The sequence below is a fragment of the Shewanella sp. 553 genome, assembly GCF_059338375.1.
Genome location: NZ_CM181701.1, coordinates 1776365 through 1793337 on the forward strand (window position 1 = coordinate 1776365; position 16973 = coordinate 1793337).

15 protein-coding genes are annotated in these 16973 nt (G+C 45.0%); 6 read left to right on the top strand and 9 right to left on the bottom strand.

The window, feature by feature from the left end:
- Window positions 1-113 precede the first annotated feature (113 nt).
- Window positions 114-485, top strand: coding sequence for a SpoIIAA family protein (locus AC5YBZ_RS08070; RefSeq protein ID WP_494519255.1), 372 nt, complete (start codon window positions 114-116; stop codon window positions 483-485).
- A gap of 67 nt (window positions 486-552) precedes the next feature.
- Window positions 553-1422: a putative ATP-dependent zinc protease gene (locus tag AC5YBZ_RS08075; protein WP_494519254.1), complete on the top strand. Its 870-nt coding sequence runs from the start codon at window positions 553-555 to the stop codon at window positions 1420-1422.
- Between the two features lie 151 nt (window positions 1423-1573).
- Here the strand turns inward: AC5YBZ_RS08075 and AC5YBZ_RS08080 are convergent, their stop codons facing one another.
- Window positions 1574-4246, bottom strand: a complete 2673-nt coding sequence (locus AC5YBZ_RS08080; protein WP_494519253.1) for a PAS domain-containing protein — start codon at window positions 4244-4246, stop codon at window positions 1574-1576.
- Between the two features lie 124 nt (window positions 4247-4370).
- Entirely contained in the window at window positions 4371-5873 is a 1503-nt protein-coding gene (locus tag AC5YBZ_RS08085) for a methyl-accepting chemotaxis protein (RefSeq protein WP_494519252.1), read from the bottom strand.
- A gap of 389 nt (window positions 5874-6262) precedes the next feature.
- Here AC5YBZ_RS08085 and pheS point away from each other — a divergent pair, with 389 nt between their 5' ends.
- The 4 genes from pheS to lpxM all read left to right on the top strand — a co-directional run bounded on the left by pheS (window position 6263) and on the right by lpxM (window position 10989).
- Window positions 6263-7246 (top strand): phenylalanine--tRNA ligase subunit alpha, encoded by a 984-nt coding sequence (gene pheS, locus AC5YBZ_RS08090; protein WP_475516970.1) that lies wholly within the window; start codon window positions 6263-6265, stop codon window positions 7244-7246.
- 14 nt (window positions 7247-7260) lie between these two features.
- Window positions 7261-9648 (top strand): phenylalanine--tRNA ligase subunit beta, encoded by a 2388-nt coding sequence (gene pheT / locus AC5YBZ_RS08095; RefSeq protein ID WP_494519251.1) that lies wholly within the window; start codon window positions 7261-7263, stop codon window positions 9646-9648.
- A gap of 4 nt (window positions 9649-9652) precedes the next feature.
- Window positions 9653-9952, top strand: a complete 300-nt coding sequence (gene ihfA / locus AC5YBZ_RS08100; RefSeq protein WP_110458038.1) for an integration host factor subunit alpha — start codon at window positions 9653-9655, stop codon at window positions 9950-9952.
- 101 nt (window positions 9953-10053) lie between these two features.
- Entirely contained in the window at window positions 10054-10989 is a 936-nt protein-coding gene (lpxM, locus tag AC5YBZ_RS08105) for a lauroyl-Kdo(2)-lipid IV(A) myristoyltransferase (protein ID WP_494519250.1), read from the top strand.
- A 188-nt stretch (window positions 10990-11177) separates the two neighbouring features.
- Here lpxM and AC5YBZ_RS08110 read toward each other — a convergent pair whose 3' ends face one another.
- The 7 genes from AC5YBZ_RS08110 to hisB all read right to left on the bottom strand — a co-directional run bounded on the left by AC5YBZ_RS08110 (window position 11178) and on the right by hisB (window position 16930).
- A complete protein-coding gene (locus AC5YBZ_RS08110; protein WP_475516707.1) occupies window positions 11178-11441 on the bottom strand; it encodes a DUF6868 family protein in 264 nt (87 codons plus the stop codon).
- A 256-nt stretch (window positions 11442-11697) separates the two neighbouring features.
- Window positions 11698-12804, bottom strand: a complete 1107-nt coding sequence (locus AC5YBZ_RS08115; RefSeq protein WP_494519249.1) for a phosphoribosylaminoimidazolesuccinocarboxamide synthase — start codon at window positions 12802-12804, stop codon at window positions 11698-11700.
- A gap of 250 nt (window positions 12805-13054) precedes the next feature.
- Window positions 13055-13675, bottom strand: a complete 621-nt coding sequence (gene hisIE / locus AC5YBZ_RS08120) for a bifunctional phosphoribosyl-AMP cyclohydrolase/phosphoribosyl-ATP diphosphatase HisIE (RefSeq protein ID WP_494519248.1) — start codon at window positions 13673-13675, stop codon at window positions 13055-13057.
- Window positions 13676-13705: 30 nt separating this feature from the next.
- Window positions 13706-14479, bottom strand: a complete 774-nt coding sequence (gene hisF / locus AC5YBZ_RS08125; protein WP_494524733.1) for an imidazole glycerol phosphate synthase subunit HisF — start codon at window positions 14477-14479, stop codon at window positions 13706-13708.
- Complete coding sequence (gene hisA / locus AC5YBZ_RS08130; protein ID WP_494519246.1) at window positions 14461-15198, bottom strand: 1-(5-phosphoribosyl)-5-[(5-phosphoribosylamino)methylideneamino]imidazole-4-carboxamide isomerase; 738 nt, start codon at window positions 15196-15198, stop codon at window positions 14461-14463. Before hisA ends, hisF begins: the two co-directional genes overlap by 19 nt.
- Window positions 15195-15866, bottom strand: coding sequence for an imidazole glycerol phosphate synthase subunit HisH (hisH, locus tag AC5YBZ_RS08135; protein ID WP_494519245.1), 672 nt, complete (start codon window positions 15864-15866; stop codon window positions 15195-15197). The genes hisA and hisH overlap by 4 nt, the downstream gene beginning before the upstream one ends.
- Window positions 15863-16930 carry a bifunctional histidinol-phosphatase/imidazoleglycerol-phosphate dehydratase HisB gene (gene hisB, locus AC5YBZ_RS08140; RefSeq protein ID WP_494543661.1) on the bottom strand — a complete coding sequence of 356 codons (1068 nt, stop codon included), beginning with the start codon at window positions 16928-16930 and terminating at the stop codon, window positions 15863-15865. The genes hisH and hisB overlap by 4 nt, the downstream gene beginning before the upstream one ends.
- Window positions 16931-16973: the final 43 nt, after the last annotated feature.

Here is a 16973-nt window from a genome sequence, read left to right on the forward strand (position 1 = left end):
GTGTGCTTATATTAATTTCTAATACCCGCAATTAGTTGTCCGTTGTAGTGTATGACTTTCTCGTTTAAGCTCGTAACATTGGTTGTTGATGCTTGATTGGTAAGGAGTGAGAAATGATCGAGTTACTAGAGGGATTCAGTCATGAAGTGGTGGCGATAAAAGTCTATGGCGTACTCACCAGTGACGATTTCAATCAACAGCTATTGCCTGCTATCGAAACCAAGTTAAAAGATCATGCAACAATTAAGTTATGGTATGAATTGAGTGCTGACTTTGAAGGTGTGTCGGTTGAGACGCTGTGGGATGAAGCAAAGTTAGGTTTTTTTCATTTGATGGATTTTTCACGAGTTGCCATCATCACAAGCGGTGAGTTGCCCATGGCCACAGTGTTGGCCTGCATGGTGCCGTGTCCGGTCAAAGTCTTTCAGCATGACAATAGGCTTGCGGCGCGCCAATGGCTGGCAAGTCAAGATGCCACAGCGTAACGCGTGACATTGCAATGAAGCCGACTGAGATTGTCGGCTTTTTAATTGATGAGAGATGAGGTGTTAGATGCTTAAAATCATTTGTCTTTGTGCCATATTGTTTACCATGCCAAGCTGGGCGGCACAAAAAGAGATTATTGGTCCAACGGCTTCATTATCTGTTGAAGAGGCGGATCTCATCTATGAGGCTCGCATGGACACGGGAGCGGCAAACACCTCATTGCATGCCACCGATTTAGAGATTGAAGGTGGTAGCGCGGCTAAAATGAAAGATAACATCGGCAAAACCCTTTGGTTTACAACGCAAAATGAAGCTGGTGAAGCGCGGCGTTTAAGCGCTAAAATTGTCAAAGTGTCTAGGGTGAAAAATTCACAGGGAAGCGAAACGCGCTACATGGTGGCATTACACCTTGGTTTCGATGGCAAGGAGCGTCAAGTCAAAGTGAACCTACGCGATCGCAGCCACATGGATTACCGTTTACTGATTGGACGTAATTGGCTGAAAGATAAATATATTGTTGATGTTGCTGAAAAGCAGTTGATAGGCTCAGTGGCCATGATTAATATCGTAGAAGCGGGGTTACGTTATAACACTCGCATCGATACCGGAGCGGTTGAAAATTCGCTGCATGCCGTTGATCTTAAAGTTGATGCTGGCGTTGCTGATATGGAACAGAATGTTGGTAAGATGATTACTTTCACCACGGAAAATGAGCTGGGAGAAAGGCAGCGTATCCGTAGCCGTATTGTGGAAACATCCTTGATTAGAAATGCCCAAGGCAGCGAGATCCGCTATATGATTGAGCTTAATATGGGCGAGCCAGGTAAAGAGTATAAGACTAGGGTGAATTTGCGAGATCGCTCAAAAATGACCAATAAATTGCTTATTGGGCGCAATTGGTTGCAAGGGCATTATATAGTTGATGTCTCGCGCTAATTTACTTTTAATATCGAATGTCACTTAACTCTATATATCTAGGGTGTCCTTAGCGCCTGTTTATTCGCGCTTCGATATCGGTCCCAACAAAATCAAGTTATTGATAAGATCATGCCCATTGGATTTTGTTTTTTGCCTGAAAAAAGCAATATTACAGTCCATGAATTTGTTGCCGATTCAGTGGGATCTGACAACGTATTTCCGTGAATTGGTTCGCGACAGAGGCGATGCTGAGCTCGCCTTGATAATGGGTGGCTAACCAACGGTTGAGTTCCACGAGTGTGCCGTACCCCTCAAGATCCATCAGTTGTCCCTGTAATTTAGTTAAGGCATTGCCCGAGAGCCCGATGCCGTTATCGCGCACTATTATCGTGAGCTTGCCATCTTGATAGTTAACATCAATCTGTAAGGTTTTTGGACTATCGAAAGGCACTTCATTGGGGAAAGCGTGTACTAGTGTATTGTTAATTAAGCGGTAACTTAGATAAAATAGGTGCCAAGAGGGCAGAGATACCGCCAGTGACTGTTCGCTGTTCACCTGCCATTGTACCTGTTTTTGTTTCAGTTGCGGCGCCAGCATCGCCAGCATATCTTGTAAGTACTGTTCAAGCTGGATTGATTTGGTTTCTTGATATTCACATAACAGCAATGGTTGTGTATGGCGTAATATATCGATCTGCTCGGCTAGAATCTCTGTTAGATGTTCGGCATGAACCTTATCTGTCATTAGGGGGGCGACGCGGCCTTGGCTGGTGACTTTTTGTAGTTGGGTAAACAGGTGCTCAAGTGCGGTTAATTGTTGCTTATTAAGTTGCTGTACTATGTGCAACAAAATTTGTTGTTGGTCGTGTTCGCTACCAGGTTGAGTCACTGACTTGTTGTAACTTATCGGGGCATTAGGAGCTGCGTTAGCCTGTTTGTCTTCTTTAAAGGCCAATTCTTGTTTCGCAGTCAACTCGAGAGTCTGTTGTAATTGTGCATTGAGTGTTATTAATTCCTGAATGCGGGCATCACTTTCCACTTGCTGCGCTTTTAAACGACTAATGTCCATTGCCATGCCGCCCAATGCGATAAGGTTGCCGTCGGTATCGTTGATAGGGTATTTACTGACCAAATAGGTTAACTCGCCATGAATGGTGGGGATTGGCTGCTCAAAACTTTGGCCATTATCGCTGTTTTTAACGATAGCATCATGGTGCGCGATAATGTCTGCAATATGCGGTGGGTAAATTTCACTGTCTCTTGCGCCCAAGATCTGTTTGCGTTCTAGGCCTAATATTTCACAAAACTTGTCGTTTACTAAGGTATATCTACCTGTCATATCTTTAATGCAAATGAGATTTTGAGACGCGTTGAGTAACGAATTAATGAGCTCTTTTTTGCTTTCCAACTCTGTTTTTGCCTGTTGTTGCATCGCCAATTGCTGCTCTAATGCCAGGTTACTGGCATCTAAGCTGGCGTAAGCAATCTCCAGTTGATTACTGCGGGCCACGAAGGCCTTAGCTAGCTGACCGATCTCGTCTTGGCGAGTATTGGCATCAAGTGCTAGCCAACCTAGATTACCGCTTTGTAATGCCGAGGATATTTGAAAAATAGGTCGAATAAACAGCTTATGTTGAAAGACAAATAAGATGATGAGTGCCAGAAGTTGTGACAGTAATAAAAATGCCCCAATTTTCATTGCGATGGCATTGGCTTGCTGCGATAACCCTGAAATGGGGGTGACTAAAATGATTTTCCATAACGTTTCTTCCATGGTAAGGATTGAGATAATTACAGGTTCGTTGAGCAGTGGGCCTGTATCGAGTGTTAAGGTCTCTACGGCTTGTTTATAGGCTTTAGGTTGCAGCGATGCGTTAATAACGGCAAGCAATCTGTCATGTTGCTCAGAAGAGAGACTATCGAGTAATGGTTGCAGCTGTGCCCTTTGATAAGCAGGTTTTGTCATTATCTGTTGATAGAACTCTTGGTCCATCTGCGTTATCGCGGTAGCTAAGGGGGATAATTCAGGGTAATGGCTCACTAGGTGGGTGAAAGACTTTCCTAAATGTGGCGATTCATTATCATTATTTTTGAAAGGGTCGCTTAACAGATTGTTGTAAGCATCTAAGGCGATAATATAACCTTTTGATAATGGGTTTTGGTCAGAATACGTCAGCAACTTATCAATACCACTTAATGCCATATCTACGGTTGCTACGCCAACAAATTGATGGTCGACACGCATTGGAATAGACGCCGTGATCATTAATTCCTTGGTATAGGGGTCAATATAAGATTGTGACCAATGCGTATGGCGGTCTTGTAGATACTTTGCCGGCGTATACCAACTCGTTTCATCGTATCTTAAATCATTGTTTGGGAGGTTGTAGTCATCGATTTTACGGAATTGCTGGTTGTCATCCCTAGCCCAAAAAAAACTGTCGAGCGACACCTGAGCCGTCGTATGTTTCGGCTCAGGCCAAATGCCACCGCTGGCAATTAGTTGTTGATCGTTTTCCATTGTCAGCAAGGGGGAGATTAACTTATCAATTTGCTTCGCTTGCTCATAATAAGTTTCTCCAACCGTGCCCAGTGAACGGGTCAAGGTTTCTACTTTCGATGTAATTTGTTGTAACTGAGCAATAACCGCGCGGGCATAGCTTTGGCTTAAGGACAGCTGGGTGTCCATATGATGTATTTTTTCAGCGTTAAAAATAAACCAGGTACTGGAGGCAATAATGAGCACGGCGACCACAAATTGAACCAGGATAAATTTAACCGTTAGGCTGTTTTTCCATTGGGTATTACGCATTGTTGTATTGTGTTTAGTGTGTGTGGCCATTTCAGCTGCAATTCCTGTAACCCAACGCGATTGGTCAAGATTAAATCAAAACAGACTGAGATTAAATAGTAAAGCAAAAACAGAGTGCTAGCCTTGTGATTAAAAAGGCCAGCACTCTATGATGTTAAACTTTTAGGCCGATGAGTAATTGATCTAATTGCTCTGCTGTGGCGTGTAATTCGTCGCAACCAGATACTGATTGGTTGGCTGATGTCTCAACATCATGGGATTGGTTACGTATTTCCATGAGATTTGTGGCAATTTCATTCGCTACGGCAGATTGTTGTTCTGCTGAAGTCGCGATCATCACACTCATTTCGTACACTTTTTCACTATGTTGTGCAATCGCTGTTAAGTCTTTACCTGTGTCGAGAACATGTTGCTTACCATTTTGTGCCAAATCCACGGTGCGCTTCATTACTTGAGTTAAATTTTGTGAACCGTTTTGTAAGGCTTCAATCATGGTTTTAATTTCGACAGTAGCGGCTTGAGTCCGCCCAGCTAATGTGCGCACCTCATCGGCAACTACGGCAAAGCCGCGTCCCTGTTCACCGGCTCGGGCGGCTTCAATGGCAGCGTTCAATGCTAGTAGGTTAGTTTGCTCAGAAATTGCGTTAATGGTCGATACCACTTCATCAATTTTACTGGCATTCTCATTGAGCACATTGACGGCATTAGCGGCGTCACCAATCTCATTTGATAGCACACCAATGGCATCGACAGTAATGGCAATATCTTTAGAACCTGCCTCAACTTGTTGGTTAGCTTCTTGGGTTTCACTAGATGACAGCTCGGCGTTACGGGCTACCTCTTTTACCGCGGCCGTCATCTGCTCCATGGCGGTGGCGAGTGAGTCTAAATGCTGACGTTGCCCTGCTGCCAAGTGCTGACCTTCTTCAGCGGTTTGTCTAAAGTTTTGTACGACATTACGAATTTGGCTGCTGGCCTGGGATAGTTGGCGTACAAGGTTGTGCTGGCGCTCTACCAATGTATCTATGCTAATCGCCAAAATACTAAATTCATCTTTCACTTCGAAGAAGTTAAGTCGACCCGTAAGGTCGCCATCGGCAGCACGTTTTAGCGCCATCACACTGGTGTATAGAGCACCGCCAACAAAGGTCGATATATAGTAACAGGCGATTAAGATGATTAAGGTCAACACTAACAAGCTAGCCAATACATAAGGTTTCGCCGAATCGAGTGTATGACTTAAATTATCGACCTTAACAATGGCGATAAGTCCGCTATCGGTTACGCGGCTGTAAGCGTTAACACTGTCGTCACTAACGTTACTGCCACCCCCTTGCGATGCAATACGGGCCGTATCAGCAGTTAATGACTCGGTATATGTTGCTATCTGTTGTTGAGTTAAAGCACGTTTAAAGGCGACTTGTTGCTCAGTAGGTATGTATTGAGAACTGAGTTCAATGACATCGGCCAACTGCTGTGCATAGTTAACACTTGTGACTTGATGGCTTTGACGCAGTTGATTATTGAACTGGCCATATAAAATGCTGGCTAAGCCAAGTAAGGTGATGATTGGAATAATCGCTAAAATGGTAAACTTTGTTTTTAAGGTCATGTGGATCAGGTATTGATCTATCCACCTAAACTTGACTTCTTTCATCGAAATACTCGTTTGTTGCGCTAAATAATATCTATCTTATCGGATTGAAATGTCATAACTTAATAGAAAATATGACCACTTACGTTTGTTTGTTGTTTATTTGTGCAACTTGTTTTCAATAGTCGTTACTTGCACTGTTCTTGATTTGTTTGTTGTAGCGCCATGGTAACAAGGTAACTATTTTGTCATATTAGCTCATCAAACTCGCTTATCGTTTTCTGTCTGTTGGGTAGTTCAGTGAAACTCTTCGGAAAAATCATAAATAAGCCCTAGTCAAACGGCTTAGGCTCACGTAAAATTTGTCTCTTTTTCTATTTTCGCAAGATAAATAGTCAGCATATAGAAAGTCTTGGCTCTCGAACTCGGGACCGGGCGTACTGGAAGAGATGATGTCACAGTTAACAGAAATCGTAGAACAGGCCTTGCAGGCTATCGAAGGGACAGATGATCTGAAAGCCCTCGATGAGCTTCGTGTCGATTACCTAGGTAAAAAAGGTAAGATCACCGACATGATGAAAATGATGGGTAAGCTTAGTGCAGAAGAGAAGCCTGCTTTCGGTCAAGCAGTTAACCAAGCTAAGCAAGCCGTACAACAGAAGTTATCTGAGCGTATAGACGGGTTAAAATCAGCCGAACTTGAAGCGAAATTAGCGGCAGAAAGTATTGATGTGACCTTGCCAGGACGTCGTATTGATAATGGCGGGCTACATCCTGTTACGCGAACTATCGAACGTATTGAAACTTTCTTTGGTGAACTTGGTTTTAGCGTTAAGCAGGGGCCTGAAATTGAGGATGATTTCCATAATTTCGATGCGCTCAATATTTCGGAGCATCATCCGGCTCGTGCCGATCATGACACTTTCTACTTTAATCCTAAGTTAATGTTGCGTACCCAAACCTCGGGTGTACAGATCCGTACTATGGAAAACGAGAAGCCGCCATTGAGAATTATCTCTCCGGGCCGCGTTTACCGTAATGACTATGATCAAACCCACACGCCGATGTTTCATCAGGTAGAAGGTTTGTTAGTTGATGAGCATGTTAATTTTGCCGAACTAAAAGGGATCCTGCACGATTTCTTGCGTAACTTTTTTGAAGAAGATTTACAAGTACGCTTCCGTCCATCTTATTTTCCTTTCACTGAGCCTTCAGCGGAAGTTGACGTGATGGGTAAAAACGGTAAGTGGTTAGAAGTATTGGGTTGCGGCATGGTACATCCTAATGTGCTGCGCAGCGTAGGAATTGATCCTGAAAAGTATCAAGGCTTTGCCTTTGGTATGGGGGTTGAGCGTTTATCGATGTTACGTTACGGCGTTAACGATTTGCGTTCATTCTTCGAGAACGATCTGCGCTTTCTTAAGCAATTCAAATAACGGAGCGAGTAAAAATGAAATTTAGCGAATCTTGGCTTCGTGAGTGGGTTAACCCAAGTGTGACCCGAGAAGAATTATCTCACCAAATTACCATGGCAGGTCTTGAAGTCGATGGAATCGACGCCGTTGCAGGTGAGTTTTCTGGCGTAATTATTGGTGAGGTGGTCGAATGTGGCCAACATCCAGATGCCGATAAATTGCGCGTAACTAAAATTAATGTGGGTCAAAATGAGTTGATCGACATCGTTTGCGGTGCACCTAACTGTCGTTTAGGACTAAAAGTGGCCGTGGCTATGGTTGGCGCCGTATTACCGGGCGACTTTAAAATTAAGAAGGCCAAACTGCGTGGTCAACCTTCATTCGGTATGCTTTGTTCATACGGCGAACTGGGTATCGATATCGAAAGTGATGGCATTATTGAACTGCCATTAGATGCGCCAATTGGGACAGATGTCCGTGAGTACCTTGATCTAGATGATGCTGTGATTGACGTTGATTTAACGGCGAACCGCGCAGATTGTTTAGGTATGGTAGGTCTGGCTCGTGAAGTGGGTGTATTAAATCGTCAAGCGGTGACTGAGCCAACATGGGAAGCGGTAACGCCGACGATTACTGACGCTGTCGTTATTGATAACCAAGCGCCAGCGGCATGCCCACGCTATTTAGGCCGCATAGTTAAAAACATCAACGTTAAGGCACAAACACCGGTATGGATGCAAGAGAAGCTGCGCCGTAGTGGTATTCGCTCTATCGATCCGATAGTTGATATCACTAACTATGTGTTGATTGAGTTTGGTCAACCTATGCACGCTTTCGATTTAGCCACCGTAAACGGTGATATCGTGGTGCGTTTGGCGGATGGTGAAGAAAAACTGACCTTGCTTGATGGCAATGAAATTACGGTGCCGGCTGATACTTTAGTGATAGCCGATCAACAGCAAGCATTGGCGTTGGCCGGTGTATTTGGTGGTGAAGCATCGGGCGTAACCGCTGAGACTAAAGACATTATGCTTGAGTGTGCGTTTTTTGCGCCGCTGGCCATTATGGGCAAATCACGTCGTTTAGGTTTGCACACTGATGCATCACATCGTTTTGAGCGTGGTGTCGACCCAGAACTGCAAGCTAAAGTGATGGACAGAGCCACGCGTCTAGTGCTTGATATCTGCGGCGGCGAAGCCGGTCCAGTGGTTGAGTCTAAATCTGATGCGCATTTACCCAAGCCTGTAAGCATTACGTTACGTCGTAGCAAGCTTGATCGCGTATTGGGTCATCATATTGCCGACAATGACGTTACTGAAATTCTGCAACGTTTAGGCTTTATTGTTGAGCCAATCGATGGCGCTTGGAATGTGACCACGGCGACTTACCGTTTTGATATGGCGATTGAAGAAGACCTTATTGAAGAAGTAGCGCGAATTTATGGTTATAACAATATCCCTAATACGGCTCCAATAGCAGCGCTACGCATGCCAGATCATAAAGAATCTGACATCGATTTAAAGCGTGTGCGAGCAATGATGGTGGCGCGAGGTTTCCAAGAAGCGGTGACCTATAGTTTTGTTGATCCTAAGCAGCAAGCACTTATTCATCCTGATGCGCCAGCGATGATTTTGCCTAATCCTATTTCGGTAGAGATGTCAGCGATGCGTTTGTCGATGTTTACTGGCTTATTGACTGCAGTAGGTTATAACCAAAGTCGTCAACAAAATCGTGTGCGTCTATTTGAAACTGGCCTTCGTTTTGTACCAGATGAAGTCGCAGAATCACAAGTACGTCAGCAAGCGATGCTGGGTGCGGTGATTTCAGGTAACCAACATGATGAACATTGGTCAATGGAGTCGAAAACGGTCGACTTTTTCGACCTTAAAGGTGACTTAGAAGCCATAATCGGCTTGACAGTATCTGATGAAGAATTTACTTTTAGATCAGCATCTCATCCGGCATTACATCCGGGGCAATGTGCTGAAATATTAAGAAATGATCGCGTCATAGGTGTCATAGGAGCCGTCCATCCTAGCTTAGAAAAGCCATTTGGATTGAACGGTAAAACCATTATTTTTGAGCTTGAATTAGACGCTTTATTACATGCAAGTTTGCCGCAAGCCCAGGCTGTGTCTAAGTTTCCTGCAAACCGTAGAGACATTGCCATCGTCGTTGATGAGCAGGTATCTGCGGCCGATGTTATAAATTTGATAAGAAAAGTTGGCGAAAATCAGTTGGTTGGCTTAAACTTGTTCGATGTATACCAAGGTAAAGGTGTTGAACCAGGCAAAAAGAGCTTGGCGATAGCACTTACACTACAAGACAACGCTCGTACACTTGAAGAAAAAGAAATTGCAGAAGTCGTCGAAAAAGTAGTTTCTTCACTCAAGTCAGAGTTCAACGCATTGTTGAGGGATTAAAAGTATGGCACTTACCAAAGCCGAAATGGCAGAACATCTTTTTGAAACACTTGGTATTAATAAGCGAGTTGCAAAAGAGATGGTAGAGACGTTTTTCGAAGAGATTCGTCAAGCACTCGAAAACGGTGAGCAGGTCAAGTTATCTGGCTTTGGCAATTTTGACCTTAGGGACAAAAACCAAAGACCGGGAAGAAACCCAAAAACAGGCGAGGATATTCCAATTTCTGCTCGCCGTGTGGTGACTTTCCGTCCAGGACAGAAGCTCAAGAGCCGAGTCGAAGAGGCTAATAAAGCCGACAAATAACGTTACTTAGCGTGACAGTTTAAGGCCACTCACAGAGTGGCTTTTTCTGTTTTTTATTTACCGATTCATCTTATTTTTCGAAAGGTTAGAGGTTTAATTACTTGTCCAGAAAACCCAAATATTTTGACCGCCGTTTCAACCTTAGCTTATTACACCCTAAACTCTGGCCAACGTGGCTGGCGATTGGCTTGTTAGTCATTTTTGGTGCTATGCCAGCGCGCGTGCGTGATCCCATCGCGCGCATGATTGCTAAGTTAGTTAAAAAAGTGGCTAAAAAGCCGTTACGCATTGCAAGGGCTAATCTAGAAACCTGCTTCCCAGAAAAATCAGAGAGTGAAATTAATCAGTTACTCGATAATAACATCGAAAACTTTGTGATGATCTTGCTAGCACAATCAGAGTTACTTATTCGTTCAAGCGATAATTTACGCCGCCGAGTCATACTTGATGGCTTCGAACATGTGCAGCGAGCGCGTGATGCGGGTCAACCTGTTATCTTCATCATGCCCCATGTATGGGGAATTGAGTATGCGGGGCTGCGTCTGAATCTTGAGTTGCCTATGGTCTCTATGGCAAAAGCGCATCGTAATAAGCTCTTTGATTGGTTTAATAACCGTATGCGTAGTTCTCAAGGTGGCAATATCTATATGCGCGATGCTGGCATTCGGGCATTACTTTCCGAACTTAAGCAGGATAACAGTTTTTTCTATCTGCCCGATGAAGATTTAGGCCCAGAAAAAAGTGTGTTTGCACCATTCTTTGCCACAGTAAAAGCGACTCTGCCCGTGGTCGGTCGATTAGCGTCGGCTGGAAACGCTCAGGTAATGCCCGTTAAAATTGGCTACGATCAACAGCGCCGCAAATTCCAGTTGACTGTCATGCCGGCGATTTCTCCCGATGAGATGCAAGGCAAAGAAAATGAAGCCTTAGCGCTTAATCGCGTAGTAGAACAGGTGATCAGTGCATATCCTGAGCAGTATATGTGGTTTTTAAAAGTATTACGTACTCGTCCACCAGGTGAGGCGTCAATTTATTGAGTCGAATATTTACCTCGTATTGATACTTTAACTAGGCTAAATAAACAGGTGAGTCGGCAACTATTGCGATTTATCTGTTTATTGTCACATGTTGCCATTGTGCTAGACACTTCAAGTATCTGAATCCATTCTCAATAGTCTTATTATGCGCCATTAAATAACTCAATGGCTGCGTTATATCAAACATCTCATTGTGACATGATTTTTAGGGCACAGTAAGGCACTAGATTAAAGAGTAATATCGCTAATTTATAATGTGCTAAAAATGAGAAGTAAAACCCGTTTAATTGTTCCTTAGGGATCAGCATAATACGGCTATGTAGACGTTTAATGGGGGCGTTGAAAGCGATAAGCATCACTGCCATATAACTAAACAATACAATATTCAGTACAGTGCACCAGCCTAAAAAAGTACTGACGTAACCGATAGTGTCTATGTGGAGAGTATCCATAGTCGTCCCTTGTTATTAACGAGTCGTTATTCTTTCATTATAATTCGCATTAAGTCGCTTATGCGTTAATTTATGCCTTGTTCTTTTTAAAAGCGAGAGTCTTTGATTTTGCGATGGGATAACAACCAGCAAGGGGCCGATCATTGGGCCATTTAACAATGTCGAGTGACAAAGTTAAGCAGGGGTTGGCTAAAAAAACCGCAATGCTAGTAGCGATTACGGTTTCATAGAAGACAATGCGAAAGTGGATCAGCGATTAATCCACAATTAGTTGATACTCATTACGCAGCACATCAATCACTTCTTGGCGAGGATTGTCGCTAAGATTAAGTTTCTCACCAATAATGGTTTCTGCTATTCCAACATAGGTATTGGAGATATCCATCATCACGTCTGTCGGCAGCTTATTATCGCGAGCGAGGGCAAAGCGCTCGGGCATACGCTCTTTGTTGAGTAAAATATCAGGATCAGGGAAATGGTTAAGTAGCCACTGGCGGAACCCTTCTTTCGATTTCTCGACGATTTTACCATTACGATGTGCTTCACCATCCCAAATACGAGATGAATCGGGCGTGCCAACTTCATCCATATAGATAAGCTTTTCTTGGCCGCTGGCATCTTTTACATAGCCAAATTCAAACTTGGTATCGACAAAAATCTGATCTTGTTCTGCTAGGGCGTCACTGATCACGGCAAAGCCTTCTTTGAGAAGCTTCTCATATAAGTCGATGTCGCTTATTGAACGAAAGTTAAAGCCTTTAAGGTGCCGCTCAAGAGCGGCGCGAGAGACGTTGACATCATCAGCTTCCGGGACGCCTTCAAGACCCGTTAACACCCCTTTGGTTGACGGAGTGATCAACACTTCATCCAGCTTTTGATCTTTTTCTAGGCCTTCAGGTAGGGTGATACCGCAAAAATCACGCTCACCTTTGCTGTATGCACGCCACATGGAACCGGTGATGTATTGTCTTGCGATCGCTTCAACCATCACTGGCTGGGCTTTTTGGACGATCCATACGAATGGATGCGGCACATCAAGAATATGACTATCGGCTAGCCCTTTCTCTTTAAACAGTTTGAACCAATGGTTTGAGATGGCATTGAGTGCGGCGCCTTTTCCAGGTACACCATTGAGGCCATTCTCGCCTTGCCAAATACAGTCAAAGGCCGAAATACGGTCACTTATCACCATAATGGCTAGCGGGGTATCGGTGGGTACGTCATATCCTTTTTGCTCAATAAGACGGGCACTGTCCTCGGCGGTTAACCAATATACGCTGCGTACTTTGCCTGAATGAACTGCTTTATCGGTACGGATCGGCAGATCATCGTTAACGGCTAAAACTTTGTTTGATTGATTCATAGGGTATTATTTTTTTATGTATTGAGTAGAGGGATAAATTACGCCGAAATTGTAGCAGAACTCGAGACTGACAACAGCTCTTTCGGTATAAAAGCAGTTGGAAAACAGTGTGTTTTCTTTAGCAGATGATCAATCTCTTAGAACTGGGTATAAAAGTGCTAAATCCCTTACTTCTATTGGGCTTAAAGCCAATAAAAAAGAGGCTTACTTAATGTAAGTAGGCCTCTTTTTCAACACATGTTGATCTGTATTACTGACTAGGTTTGCTATGGCGCGCTAATAAGTTAGCCGTAATGTCTGCCAGCGATAACTCTTGATCTTCTAGTAGCACGAGTAAGTGATACATCAGATCGGATGCTTCATCGATTAGCTCAGGTTTATCATTCGTCGCGGCTGCTAATGCGGTTTCCAATCCCTCTTCGCCCACTTTTTGAGCAATACGCTTAGTGCCACGCTCAAATAGATGGGCGGTATAGCTCGACTTGGCATCTTGGCCCTTACGTGAAGCAATTAGCTTAGCAAGGTTATCGATAAACGGATGGGCATCGCCATCAGGCCAGCAGCTTTCTCGCTCAAGGTGGCAGGTGGGACCATTTGGGATCACTTGCACTAATAAGCTGTCATCATCACAGTCACAATCGATGGCCACTAAATCTAGGGTGTTACCTGAGGTTTCACCTTTAGTCCATAGGCGTTGCTTGCTGCGACTAAAGAAGGTGACCATTTTGGTGTCTAAGGTTTTTGCTAATGCGGCTTTATCCATATAGCCGAGCATTAATACTTTACCTGTAAGGTGGTTTTGTACCACGACGGGGATCAGTCCCTGTTGTTTATCCCAATCTAAATTGGAAAAATCTTCTATGTTTTTCATTGTTAATCCTTGAGCCTTATCAGCTTGCGGTTACAAACGCATCTGGATGCCATTATCTTGTAGGTAACGTTTTAATGCTTGAATGTCGATGATCCCTTTATGAAATACACTGGCAGCCAATGCCGCATCCACTTTGGCCTCTTCAAAGACTGCTTTAAAATGCGCCATAGTACCGGCACCACCTGAGGCAATTAAGGGGACATCGCATATCGCTCTGATCATTGAGAGCTGTTTTATATCATAGCCTTGGCGCACGCCGTCTTGGTTCATCACATTGAGTACGATCTCGCCACAGCCGCGTTTTTGCACCTCTTCGACCCAGTCTTGGGTATACCACTGGGTATCTTTGGTGGCGGCTTCATCCCCTGTAAACTGCTTGACCTTGTAGCTATTGCTGTCGGCGTCGTAGAAGGAGTCAATACCAATGACGATGCATTGGCGGCCAAACTCATCTTGCAGGCGATCGATAAGATTTGGATCGCTTAAAGCGGGTGAGTTTATCGAGATTTTATCGGCGCCAAAGGCAAGCTTTTCTCGCGCTTGAGCAATCGTTTTTATTCCGCCCGCAACACAGAAGGGGATATCAATCTGCTCGGCAACCCGGCTCACCCAACTTTTATCAACCACACGGTCGTGTGCGCTGGCGGTAATATCATAAAACACCAGTTCATCGGCGCCCTCAACGGCGTAACGTGCGGCCAAAGGGACTATGTCACCAACAATTTCATGGTTACGAAACTGGACGCCTTTAACCACTTTACCTTCGCGGACATCGAGGCAGGGGACTATGCGTTTGGCCAACATTGGATAGCCTCCTCGACACTAAAGTTTTCAATTAATAGGGCTTTGCCGATAATAATACCGCTGACGCCACTGTCTCTTACTGCGGCAACGTCCTCGAGAGTAGCAATACCACCAGACGCTTGCCATGCAATATCGGGATAACGCTGCGCGATCTCTTGGTATAATTCGGTGTTACTGCCTTTCAGGGTGCCATCACGACTAATGTCGGTCACCAGTGCGTGTTTTAGGCCATAAGGTGTAAAGGCTTCCACTAAGGACTCTAAGGTTTTACCGCCACCCGATTGCCAGCCTGACACGGCAACGATTTTCTCGCCCACGTCATTGATATTGACATCGAGGGCTAAACAGATGGCGTCGCTACCATATTTGGTAAACCAACTTTGCACCAGTGCCGTCTCTTTCACCGCGAGTGAGCCTATCACCACTCGTTTGACGCCAATATCCAGCAGCTCCGCTACTTGGGCTTCGCTGCGAATGCCGCCGCCCACTTGAATATTGGCATCAAGCCCGTTCACTAGCTCAGCTATCAATGCTGTTTGGCGTAGTTCGGGATCTTTGGCGCCTGTAAGGTCAACGATATGTAGCCACTGGGCGCCCTGTGCTTGATAAGATTGCAGTTGGCTTAATGGACTTAAGGCAAAGGTGGTTTGCTGGTTATAGTCACCTTGATAGAGGCGAACCACTTGGCCGTCGATAAGATCGATTGCGGGGATAATCATTGGGCGACCTCCGGTTTTTGTGGATTTAGACTGTCACGGGTCATTTTCATAAAGTTTTTCAGGATCTGAGCGCCAATGGCGGCACTTTTTTCAGGGTGAAACTGCACCCCCATAAAGTTATCCTTGGCGATGGCCGCACTAAAGGGCTCGCCATATTGACTGCTAGCAATGGTGTATTGGCTGATCGGCGCGCGGTAGCTATGAACAAAATAGACGTAACTGCCAGCGGCAATTCCTTCAAATAGTGGATGGGCCGTTGGCGTTATCTGGTTCCACCCCATGTGCGGCAGTGGCAGCCCGTGGCTATCGAGATCGCTAATCTCGGTGTCGATAAGTCCTAAGCAGCGACAACCGTCAGTGCTGTTTTTTACTGCAAAGTTACCGCGCTCAGTCGAAGAGTTGGTCATAATCTGCATGCCAAGACAGACGCCGAGTACGGGTTGGCTCAGTGACTTAATGGTATCAACGAGGGCTTTGTCATTAAGTGAGGCCATTGCCGCTTGAGCGCTACCGACACCAGGCAATACTACGCGGGTAGCGGCTTTGATCTTGGCTAAATCGTCGCTGATTTGAACATCGGCGCCGATACGCTCAAACGCATAGCGAACCGAGCTTAAATTGGCACAGCCAGTGTCTATGATAATGGTGCTGGCTCTATCATTGCTCATAACACACCTTTACTTGATGGCAAGGCATCACCTTCGACTTTGACGGCTTGGCGAAGGGTGCGACCAAGCACTTTAAACAGACTTTCGACCTTGTGGTGATCGTTATCGCCATTGGTGGATAAGTGCAGGGTGCAGCGCAGGCCATCGGCGAAAGAGCGGAAAAAATGTGGCACCATTTCGGTGGCCATCTCGCCCACCATTTCACGCTCAAATTGGCCGTCAAACTTGATGAACGGCCGTCCTGATAAGTCCAGCAAACATGAGGCACTGGCTTCATCCATAGGGATGCTAAAGCCAAAGCGGGCGATGCCGCGCTTATCACCTAGGGCTTGCCTTAGTGCGTCACCAATGGCTAAGGCGGTATCTTCGACGCTATGGTGATCATCAATTTCTAAGTCACCATCGACGCTAACATCCATCTTAAAGCTGCCGTGGGTGGCAATTTGATCGAGCATGTGGTCAAAAAAGCCGATGCCAGTATTGATGTCGCTTTTCTGCTGGCTATCTAAATCAATGGTGACGCGAATGTCGGTTTCTTTGGTGGTGCGCACGACCGTTGCGACGCGATCGCTGCAAAGGAGCTTATCGGCAATCACATCCCAGTTTAGGGTCTCACGGTTGTACTGCAGTCCGGCTATTCCCATGGCATCGGCAAGACCTAAATCGGTTTCTCTGTCGCCAATCACGGCAGAGGCGGTAAAGTCGACGCGGCCTTCGGTAAGGTAAGATTTAACTAACCCCAGTTTAGGTTTGCGGCAACTGCAGTTCTCATCATTAAAATGAGGGCAGATCAGCACGTCATCGAAGACCACACCTTGGCTGGTTAAGATCTGCATCATCATGTTCTGCGGCGTGTCAAAATCATCTTTAGGGAACGAAGGCGTGCCCAACCCATCTTGGTTACTGACCATCACGAGTCGATACCCCGCTTTTTGCAGCTTAAGCAGCGCAGGGATCACCTGTGGCTCAAAGACCAACTTGGCTAAACTATCAACTTGCTTGTCGGTGATTGGCTCTTCGATGATGGTGCCATCTCTATCGATAAAAAGGATCTTTTGTTTCATCTTTATTCTACCTTCAATGTCAATTCTTATTCTGTGCCACTAG

Bases quoted from the DNA above. Each gene is read 5' to 3' on its own strand.
- AC5YBZ_RS08070 (WP_494519255.1), top strand. From the start codon at position 114: ATGATCGAGTTACTAGAGGGATTCAGTCATGAAGTGGTGGCGATAAAA.
- AC5YBZ_RS08075 (WP_494519254.1), top strand. From the start codon at position 553: ATGCTTAAAATCATTTGTCTTTGTGCCATATTGTTTACCATGCCAAGC.
- AC5YBZ_RS08080 (WP_494519253.1), bottom strand. From the start codon at position 4,246: ATGGCCACACACACTAAACACAATACAACAATGCGTAATACCCAATGG.
- AC5YBZ_RS08085 (WP_494519252.1), bottom strand. From the start codon at position 5,873: ATGAAAGAAGTCAAGTTTAGGTGGATAGATCAATACCTGATCCACATG.
- pheS (WP_475516970.1), top strand. From the start codon at position 6,263: ATGTCACAGTTAACAGAAATCGTAGAACAGGCCTTGCAGGCTATCGAA.
- pheT (WP_494519251.1), top strand. From the start codon at position 7,261: ATGAAATTTAGCGAATCTTGGCTTCGTGAGTGGGTTAACCCAAGTGTG.
- ihfA (WP_110458038.1), top strand. From the start codon at position 9,653: ATGGCACTTACCAAAGCCGAAATGGCAGAACATCTTTTTGAAACACTT.
- AC5YBZ_RS08110 (WP_475516707.1), bottom strand. From the start codon at position 11,441: ATGGATACTCTCCACATAGACACTATCGGTTACGTCAGTACTTTTTTA.
- AC5YBZ_RS08115 (WP_494519249.1), bottom strand. From the start codon at position 12,804: ATGAATCAATCAAACAAAGTTTTAGCCGTTAACGATGATCTGCCGATC.
- hisIE (WP_494519248.1), bottom strand. From the start codon at position 13,675: ATGAAAAACATAGAAGATTTTTCCAATTTAGATTGGGATAAACAACAG.
- hisF (WP_494524733.1), bottom strand. From the start codon at position 14,479: ATGTTGGCCAAACGCATAGTCCCCTGCCTCGATGTCCGCGAAGGTAAA.
- hisA (WP_494519246.1), bottom strand. From the start codon at position 15,198: ATGATTATCCCCGCAATCGATCTTATCGACGGCCAAGTGGTTCGCCTC.
- hisH (WP_494519245.1), bottom strand. From the start codon at position 15,866: ATGAGCAATGATAGAGCCAGCACCATTATCATAGACACTGGCTGTGCC.
- hisB (WP_494543661.1), bottom strand. From the start codon at position 16,930: ATGAAACAAAAGATCCTTTTTATCGATAGAGATGGCACCATCATCGAA.